Origin of the sequence: Micropruina sp., assembly GCF_027492755.1 — a bacterium.
GTDB lineage: Bacteria > Actinomycetota > Actinomycetes > Propionibacteriales > Propionibacteriaceae > Micropruina.
In genome coordinates this window covers 1-8,268 of record NZ_JAPUED010000167.1, presented here as the reverse complement: position 1 = coordinate 8,268, position 8,268 = coordinate 1, and the positions used below count along the sequence as shown (strand labels likewise).

The 8,268-nt window shown below is 69.0% G+C and carries 8 protein-coding genes and 1 tRNA gene; 3 read left to right on the top strand and 6 right to left on the bottom strand.

The window, feature by feature from the left end; genetic code table 11:
• Window positions 1–207: 207 nt before the first annotated feature.
• The gene (locus tag Q0066_RS11680) at window positions 208–822 is read left to right on the top strand and encodes a PadR family transcriptional regulator (RefSeq protein ID WP_298133076.1); all 615 of its coding nucleotides are present in this window, start codon (window positions 208–210) and stop codon (window positions 820–822) included.
• Entirely contained in the window at window positions 819–2,417 is a 1,599-nt protein-coding gene (locus Q0066_RS11675) for a DHA2 family efflux MFS transporter permease subunit (RefSeq protein WP_366521520.1), read from the top strand. Before Q0066_RS11680 ends, Q0066_RS11675 begins: the two co-directional genes overlap by 4 nt.
• Before the next feature lie 72 nt (window positions 2,418–2,489).
• Here Q0066_RS11675 and Q0066_RS11670 read toward each other — a convergent pair whose 3' ends face one another.
• From Q0066_RS11670 to Q0066_RS11650, 5 genes are read right to left on the bottom strand one after another with little or no spacing between them, the layout of a single operon-like run.
• Window positions 2,490–3,272 carry an ATP-binding cassette domain-containing protein gene (locus tag Q0066_RS11670; protein ID WP_298133075.1) on the bottom strand — a complete coding sequence of 261 codons (783 nt, stop codon included), beginning with the start codon at window positions 3,270–3,272 and terminating at the stop codon, window positions 2,490–2,492.
• Complete coding sequence (locus Q0066_RS11665) at window positions 3,269–4,102, bottom strand: ABC transporter ATP-binding protein (RefSeq protein ID WP_298133074.1); 834 nt, start codon at window positions 4,100–4,102, stop codon at window positions 3,269–3,271. Before Q0066_RS11665 ends, Q0066_RS11670 begins: the two co-directional genes overlap by 4 nt.
• Entirely contained in the window at window positions 4,099–4,911 is an 813-nt protein-coding gene (locus Q0066_RS11660; protein WP_298133072.1) for an ABC transporter permease, read from the bottom strand. Before Q0066_RS11660 ends, Q0066_RS11665 begins: the two co-directional genes overlap by 4 nt.
• Window positions 4,908–5,867, bottom strand: a complete 960-nt coding sequence (locus Q0066_RS11655) for an ABC transporter permease (protein WP_298133071.1) — start codon at window positions 5,865–5,867, stop codon at window positions 4,908–4,910. The genes Q0066_RS11660 and Q0066_RS11655 overlap by 4 nt, the downstream gene beginning before the upstream one ends.
• Before the next feature lie 13 nt (window positions 5,868–5,880).
• The gene (locus Q0066_RS11650) at window positions 5,881–7,404 is read right to left on the bottom strand and encodes an ABC transporter substrate-binding protein (RefSeq protein ID WP_298133070.1); all 1,524 of its coding nucleotides are present in this window, start codon (window positions 7,402–7,404) and stop codon (window positions 5,881–5,883) included.
• Between the two features lie 155 nt (window positions 7,405–7,559).
• Here Q0066_RS11650 and Q0066_RS11645 point away from each other — a divergent pair.
• Window positions 7,560–7,636, top strand: a tRNA-Met gene (locus Q0066_RS11645).
• 213 nt (window positions 7,637–7,849) lie between these two features.
• Here Q0066_RS11645 and Q0066_RS11640 read toward each other — a convergent pair.
• Window positions 7,850–8,185, bottom strand: a complete 336-nt coding sequence (locus Q0066_RS11640; protein ID WP_298133068.1) for a hypothetical protein — start codon at window positions 8,183–8,185, stop codon at window positions 7,850–7,852.
• Window positions 8,186–8,268: the final 83 nt, after the last annotated feature.

Genomic DNA, 8,268 nt, shown 5'->3' with positions numbered 1-8,268 from the left:
CTCCACGACGCCGTCGTCCAGCAGCTCGCCGAGTAGCCCGCGCTTCCTCGGACCGGCCACTGATCACGGGGGACGGTCCTTTCGGTCCCCGGTGACCCTAAGAACCGTCCCCGCGGTCACCGGGTTGTGTGAGGGCGATCTGCGGCATATAGTCCATCCGGACTAGTTGGTCTGGGATATCCAGACCGGGCTAACCGGAGGATGCTCATGAAGGACGGTTGCCGGATCACCCCGCTCGCGGTGATGGTGTTGGCGCTGCTTCGCGAGGGCGATATGCACCCCTACGAGATGATCCGGCTGATGCGACAGCGGCATGAGGACCGGCTGGTCACGCTGACCAACGGCACGCTCTACCACACGGTCGCTCGACTGACCGCGGCGGGACTGCTGGCCGAGGTCGGCACCGACCGCGAGGGCAACCGTCCGGAACGAACCACCTACACCCTCACCGCCGACGGTCGGGACGCCGTGGCGCACTGGGTGCGTCACGAACTCGCCCGGATCGACCACCCGGCGGAGTTCCGGGTTGCACTGGCCGAGTCGCACAACCTGCCGCGACCCGAAGTGGCCGAGTTGCTGGCCGCTCGCCGCGAGGCCCTGGCCGCCGAACACGCGATGCACCGCGACGGCCTGGTCAAAGCCCGGCACCGTGAGGTCCCCGAGCAGTACCTCGTCGAGATCGACCGCCAGACGGCCCTGTTGGACGCCGAACTGCGCTGGACCGACACCTTCCTCGCCCGTCTGGGCGACACCGTCTGGGGCCCGCCGCGCGACAATGCGCCGGCCGAGGCCCCCACCCATCGAGAGGCAACACACGCATGAGCGAAACGACACGGGCCGATTCCGTGCCCGAACGGACCACGGACGGCGCACCCGGCCGAGCCCAACCCAACGGCCACAGCCATGGCATGCAGGGTCCCAGCAACCCGTGGCCGGCGCTGTGGGCGCTGGTCGTCGGATTCTTCATGATCCTGGTCGACACCACGATCGTGTCGGTCGCGAACCCCGCCATCAAGGCGGCGCTCGACCCGACCACCAACAATCTCGACAACGTGGTGTGGGTGACCAGCGCCTATCTGCTCGCCTACGCCGTCCCGCTGCTGATCACCGGACGCCTCGGCGACCGCTTCGGACCCCGCACCATGTACCTCGCCGGGCTGGCCATCTTCACCCTCGCCTCACTCGGCTGCGGGCTGTCCACCTCACTGGGCATGCTGATCGCGATGCGTGCCGTGCAGGGCCTCGGCGCGTCCTTGATGACGCCGCAGACCATGGCGGTGATCACCCGGACCTTCCCGGCCAACCGGCGCGGCGCCGCGATGGGCCTGTGGGGCGCCACCGCCGGCGTCGCGACCCTGGTCGGCCCGCTGGCCGGCGGCCTGCTGGTGGACGGCTTCGGCTGGGAATGGATCTTCTTCATCAACCTCCCGGTCGGTGTGATCGGGTTCGTGCTGGCCTGGGTGCTGGTGCCGAAGCTGCCCACCCATCCGCACCGCTTCGACATCGTCGGCGTGCTGCTCAGCGCGGTCGCCCTGTTCCTGATCGTCTTCGGCCTGCAAGAGGGCGAGGCCTACGCCTGGGGCACCATCTGGGGTCCGTTCTCGGTCTGGGGCATGATCATCACCGGTCTGGTGGTGCTCGGGCTGTTCGTCTGGACACAGGCCCGCACCCGCAGTGAGCCGCTGGTTCCGCTGGAACTCTTCCGCGACCGGAACTTCTCGGTGTCGAACCTGGCCATCGTCGCGGTCGGCTTCACCGTGACCAGCATGTCGCTGCCGCTGATGTTCTTCATCCAGCTCGCCCTCGGCCTCAGCCCGACGCAGGCGGCCCTGCTGATGGTGCCGATGGCAGTCCTGTCCGGCGGGCTCGCCCCGTTCGCAGGCCAACTCCTGGACCGGGTCGACCCGCGCCTGCTGCTGGTTCCCGGACTGCTGCTCACCTCCCTGGCGCTGTTCTGGTACGCGGCGTTGATGAAGCCCGACACCCCGGTGTGGATGTTCCTGCTGCCCTCGGCAGTGATGGGCATCGGGAATGCCGGCATGTGGGGTCCTCTGGCCACCACCGCCACCCGGAACCTGCCGCCGCGCCAAGCGGGTGCCGGCGCCGGCATCTACAACACCACCCGGACCATCGGTTCGGTGGTCGGCTCGGCCGCGATCGCCGCCTTCATGCAGTCCCGGCTGGTGGCGAACCTGCCGGGTGCCGCCGATCACAGCGGCGGCTTCGGCGAGGGCAAGCTGCCCGCGTTCGTCCTGGACGGCTTCTCCGCCGCGATGTCGCAATCGGTGATCCTGCCGGCCTGCGTGCTGCTGCTGGGTGTCGCCGCCGTGTTCTTCATGCACCGTCCGGACGTGCTCAACACCGGCTACCGGCCGGCGCGCGCCATCGTCGAGCCGCAGCCCGACCCGGTGCCCTGAGGTAGTCGTTGGATCGAGCTTGCTGAGACCCCGGAAGGATCTCGACAAGCTCGATCAGCGGTGGCGCGCCGGCTACAGCCGGAGGCGAGGGATCGCGGCGACCAGCGAGCGCGTGTAGTCGGCGGACGGCTCGGCGAACACCCGCTCGGCGGGGCCCTGCTCCTCGATCCGTCCCGACCGCATCACCACCACCGAGTCGCACAGGTGCCGCACCACCGACAGGTCGTGGCTGACGAAGATCAGCGTCAGCCCGCGGGCGGCCACCAGGTCGGCGAGCAGGTTCAGCACCTGTGCCCTCACGCTCACGTCGAGCGCGGAGACCGGCTCGTCGGCGATCAGCACCCGCGGATCGGGCGCCAGCGCACGGGCGATCGCGATCCGCTGCCGCTGTCCGCCGGAGAACTCGTGCGGGTAGCGGGACGCCGCGTCCGGCGGCAGGTCGACGGCCTGGAGCACCTCGCGCAGCCGGGCGCCGGCGTCCACCGGGTCGAGCGCACCGCGCAGGTGCCGCGAGCGCAACGGTTCGGTGACGATCGAACCGACGGTCATCCGCGGGTTCAGCGAACTGCGCGGATCCTGGAACACCAGCTGGACGGCGGCCCGCAGGAACCCGAGCCTGCCCTCGCGGACGCCGCTCACCTGCTGCCCCTCGAACGACACCACCCCCGAGGTCGGCCGGTCCAGCGCGGCCATCAGCCGGATCAGGGTGGATTTCCCGGAGCCGGACTCCCCCACGATGCCGAGCCGCTGGCCGGCGTGCACCTCGAGGCTGACGCCGTCCAGCGCCCGGACGGCGCCGTTCCGGCCGAAGACCCGGGTCAGATCGTTGACCTGGTACAGCGGTACGCCGGTCATCGCGCCTCCCGCCGATAGAAGTCCTCCACCGTCGGCAGCCGCTGCCCGGGCGGCACCTGATCGATCCGGGCGGTCGCCACCAGGCCGCGGGTGTAGGGGTGTTCGGGTGCGGTGAACAGTTTCGCCACCGGCCCGGCCTCGACGATCCGGCCGTCCAGCATCACCAGCACGTCGCTGCACACCTGCGACACCACCGCCAGGTCGTGGCTGATGAACAGGCAGGCTGCCCCTTCGGCGGTCAGCACCTCGTCGAGCAGGGTCAGCACCCGGGCCTGCACGGTGACGTCGAGGGCAGTCGTGGGCTCGTCGCAGATCACCAGGTCGGGTGAGTTGATCAGCGCCATCGCCAGCAGGCAGCGCTGCCGCTGCCCACCGGAGAGTTGGTGCGGGAAGCTGTCGGCGACCCGCTCGGCGTCGGCCAGGCCGACCCGGGTGAGCATCTCCAGCACATGCGTCCGGGCCGCCCCGGAGCGGTCGGGGGCGTGCAGCCGCAGCACTTCCGCGACCTGCCGTCCGACCCGCATCGTCGGATCCAGGGCGGTCATCGGCTCCTGGAAGACCATCGACACCAGGTCGCCGCGCAGCCGGGCGTGCGTCGCCTCGTCCAGGCCGATCAGTTCGCGGTCAGCCAGCCGGATCGAGCCGCTGACCAGGGCATTCTCCGGAAGCAGGCCGAGCACGGCCAGAGCCGTCACCGTCTTGCCCGAGCCGGATTCGCCGATGATGCCGAGCCGCTGGCCGGCGTCCAGGCGGAACGAGACGCCGTCGACGGCGACCTGGCGGCGGCGTCCGAAAGCGACCGAGAGGTCACTCACCTCGAGCAGGCTCATCGCACCTCCCGCAGCCGCGGATCGAGCAGGTCGCGCAGGCCGTCACCGAGCAGGTTGAAACCCAGCACCGCGATCGCGATCGCCAGCCCGGGCCAGACGGCCTGCAGGGGCGCGTTGAACATCACCGTCTGGGCGTCGCGCAGCATCTTCCCCCAGGTCGGCACGATCGCGGCCGTCGACAGCCCCAGATAGCTCAGCGCCGCCTCGGCCAGGATCGCCATCGCGAAGGTGACGGACGCCTGCACACCGATCAGCGGGGCGATGTTGGGCAGCACGTGCCGCGCCGAGATGCCCGGCCAGCGGGTGCCGGACGACCGGGCGGCCAGCACGAAATCGCTACTCATCACCTGCAAGGTGCCGGCCCGGGTGACCCGGGCGAAGCTGGGGATGGTGGCCAGGCCGATCGCCGTCATCGCCGTCACCGGGGACGCGCCGAACCGGGCGGCCAACAGGATCGCCAGCAGCAGCGCCGGGAACGCATAGGCGATGTCGGTCAGCCGCATCACGATCTCGTCCAACCAGCGCGGTCCCTGGCCGGCCAGGATGCCCAACGGCACGCCGAGCAGACCGGCGATGCCGACCGACACCACACCGACCACGATGGTGGTCTGCGCACCGACCAGGATCCGGCTGAACACGTCGATGCCCATTGCGTCGGTGCCCAGCCAGTGCTCCGGGCTCGGCCCCTGCAGCCGGGGCGCCGTCCCGACCAGGGTCGGGTCGTAGGGCGTCCAGAACAGCGAGACGACGGCCATCAGCACCACCCCGGCGACCAGGACGGCGCCGCACCACAACCCGGCACGCCTCATCGGGCACCCTCCGCCCGGAGCCGCGGGTCGATCCAGGCGTACGACAGGTCGACCAGGAAGTTGATCAGCAGCACCGAGGCCGCCAGGAACATCACGATGCCCTGCACGATCATCAGATCGCGCTGCGACACCGCGGACAACAACTGGCTGCCAAGCCCCGGCAGGGCGAAGACCTGCTCGATCACGATCGCTCCGACCAGGACGGCCGACAACTGCAGGCCGACGACGGTGACCAGCGACAGGGCGGCGTTGCGCAACCCGTGCCGCAGCAACGCCGGGAACGGACGCCAGCCGACCGCCCGTGCGGTGCGGTAGTAGTCCTCGCTGAGCACCTCGATGAAGGCCGAGCGGACGTAGCGCACCAGCACCGCGGACTGGACGATGGCCAGCGACACCACCGGCAGCACCAGGTGCGACGCCCAGCTCACCGGGTCGACCCGCAGCGGGATGTAGCCGTTGGCGGGCAGCCAGTGCAGGCCGACGGCGAAGATCAGCACCAGCACGATCGCAGCCCAGAACGCCGGGATCGCCATGCCCAGCTGGGCGAGCGCCGAGGCGGTGAAACCCACCCAGGAGCGCCGCTTCATGGCAGCCACCATGCCGACCGGGACGGCGATCACGATCGACAGTGCCAGGGCGAAGAGCACCAGCCACCAGGTGACCGCGATCCGCGGCGCCATCAGGTCCATCACGCTCTGGCCGGTGAAGTAGGACTGCCCGAAGTCGCCGTGCAGCATGCCGCCGACCCATTCGGAATAGCGCACCGTCCACGGCCGGTTCAGCCCGAGTTCGGCGGTCAGTGCGTCGATCTGGGCCGGGGTCGCACCCTCGCCCAGGATCACCTCGGCGACCTGCCCCGGCAGCGCCGAGCAGACCGCGAAGACCAGCAGGGACGCGCCCAGCAGGCTCACCGCGAAGATCGCGAGCCGTCGCCCGAGGAAAGCCAGAATCGGCACCGGGGAGTCGTCCTCAGCGGTTGGAGACCATGGTCAGGTCGAAGCTGAGCGTGGCCGCGTTCGTCGGAATACCGGTCACCGTGGGCTTGGCGATCACCAGGTTGGGCAGCGCGAACAGCCAGACCGCGGCGGCGTCCTGGGCAAGGGTACGGACGGCCTTGCGCATCAACGGCACCAACTCGTTCGCGGGCGCCTCATCGGCAGCCTCGAACTGCTTGTCGTAGGTGGAGTTGTCGTAGTGGAAGTAGTAGTTGGGGTCGGTGAACCGGCGCAGGTCACGGGCCTCGACGTGGGCGACGATGGACATGTCGTAGTTGCCGCCGTTGTGGACCTCGCTGAGCCAGGTGGCGAAGTCGAGCTCCTCGACGGTCACCTTGATGCCGACCTGCCGCAGCGCGCTCTCCACGAACTGGGCGCTCTTGGTGGCGTAGGCGGTGGTCGGCACCCGCAGCTTCAGCGACAGGTTGCTGACCTTGGCCTCGCCGAGCAGCTTCTTGGCGCCGGCCACGTTGTAGGCGTTGATCGAGGTCAGGTCCTCGTACCAGGGGTCGGTCGGCACCGCCATCGAGCCGATCAGCGTCCCCTTGCCGTTCCAGACGGTGTCCAGCAGCGCCTTCTTGTCGATCGCCATCGAGATCGCGCGACGTACCCGGACGTCCTTGAGCGCCGGACGGGCATTGTTCAGCGCCAGCACCACCTCGCCGGTGGTGGTGCCCTCGATCACCGAGAACCGGCTGGGGTCGCTGAACTGGTCGAGCGCGTCCGGTGCCTGCAGGTTGGACACCACATCGATGTCGCCGGACAGCATCGCGGCGTTCATGGCGTTGGCGTCGAGGTAGCGGAAGGTCACCGTGTCGAGCCTCGGCGGAGTCCCCCAGTAGGAGGGGTTGGCGCTCAGCACGACGCTTTGGCCCTTGTTCCAGCTGCGCAGCACGAAGGGTCCGGAACCGGCCGGCGTGGTGTCGAGGGTGGCCAGGCCGTCCGGATCGTAGATGATGCCGGCGGTCGAGCTGATGTCGTAGAGCCACAGGTTGGACGGGTGGTTCAGGGTGACTTTCACGGTGTGGTCGTCGACCGCTTCGGTGGACTTCACCACCGCCATCTGCTCCACCAGCGGGGGCTGGATGGTCGGTTCGGTCTTGATCCGGTTGAAGCTGGTCACCACGGCCTGCGCGGTGACCGGCTTGCCGCTGGCGAAGTGCGCCGCCGGGTTGAGCTGGAAGGTGTAGACCAAGCGGTTCGTGCTGATGTTCCAGGACTGCGCCAGCCACGGCTTGAGGTCGCCGGCAGCGTCCATCTTCACCAGCGTCTCGTAGACGTTGTAGAGCAGCACCTGCGGAATCGAGGCGGCCGGCGAGGCGCTGGGGTTCATTGTCGGAGGTTCGAGGGTGGCGCCCACCACCAGGGTGTGTGCGGGCGGTTGGGTGTTCGTCGACGGCTGGCCCGTACAGGCCGACAGCAATGCCACAGTGACGAACAGTGCCGCCCAACGCCATCCTCGGCGCGGGGCGGTCGCAGCGGTCGTGCTGGAGACCATCGGTCCTCCTCCTAGGCTGCCCCGGCCGGGGCGGCGGATCGCCCGGAAGTCTAGCCGAGGGCCTCGGCCCGATCTCACCGGCACGTCGGTGCCGACTGTGCCGACGGTGCCCGATTTGGGTGTGCCGCCGGACTCCCCTATAGTTGCTCTTGCGACGCGGGGTGGAGCAGCTCGGTAGCTCGCTGGGCTCATAACCCAGAGGTCACAGGTTCAAATCCTGTCCCCGCTACCACCGAAGACCCTCTGACTAGGTGAAACTGGTCAGAGGGCCTTTCTATGTCTGCCTGCTGCCGCTGATCGGATCGAGGCTCGCGGGCCGGGCTGGCATTCCCTGTCGGATGCCCTCGGCCCTCAGCGGTTCTCCGGCCCGAATCCGCCTTTCCGTCCTCAGACCGTCCTTCCGCCATCCCACAGCAACTGGAGATCAGTCGATTGAGGGACGTGGTCAGCGTCCGAGCGCGGCCCGTCCGGCGGTGGTCATCCGACCTTCGGCCTCCAAGCGCTCGGCGATGGCGGTATTCCGCGCCGAGCGGGTGCCCTTGGAGCGGCGAGGGGTGAACTTCTGTAAGTAGGAAGTCTTGTCGTTCGCGCGGCGGGTGCTCTCACTCCAGCCGAACGCGATGCCAGCCTCGAGCAGATCGTGGAAGGTGATCGACGGTGTTGGGCTGCCCGACTTTTGCAGGACGACCCACAGACCGGAGTGGGTCTGGTGGTTCTGTTCCAGCCAGGCCCACAGGTCGTTGACGGAGGCGAAAGACCTGTGTTCGAGCTCCTCGGACATAGCTGGATGGTACGAGCGAACTTCCGGCGGAGATCCCGGCGTTCGCCGGGATGACGAGATTGCGCGGGATGCCGGAGCGGCGA

Bases quoted from the DNA above. Each gene is read 5' to 3' on its own strand.
- Q0066_RS11675 (WP_366521520.1), top strand. From the start codon at position 819: ATGAGCGAAACGACACGGGCCGATTCCGTGCCCGAACGGACCACGGAC.
- Q0066_RS11640 (WP_298133068.1), bottom strand. From the start codon at position 8,185: ATGTCCGAGGAGCTCGAACACAGGTCTTTCGCCTCCGTCAACGACCTG.
- Q0066_RS11660 (WP_298133072.1), bottom strand. From the start codon at position 4,911: ATGAGGCGTGCCGGGTTGTGGTGCGGCGCCGTCCTGGTCGCCGGGGTG.
- Q0066_RS11680 (WP_298133076.1), top strand. From the start codon at position 208: ATGAAGGACGGTTGCCGGATCACCCCGCTCGCGGTGATGGTGTTGGCG.
- Q0066_RS11665 (WP_298133074.1), bottom strand. From the start codon at position 4,102: ATGAGCCTGCTCGAGGTGAGTGACCTCTCGGTCGCTTTCGGACGCCGC.
- Q0066_RS11650 (WP_298133070.1), bottom strand. From the start codon at position 7,404: ATGGTCTCCAGCACGACCGCTGCGACCGCCCCGCGCCGAGGATGGCGT.
- Q0066_RS11670 (WP_298133075.1), bottom strand. From the start codon at position 3,272: ATGACCGGCGTACCGCTGTACCAGGTCAACGATCTGACCCGGGTCTTC.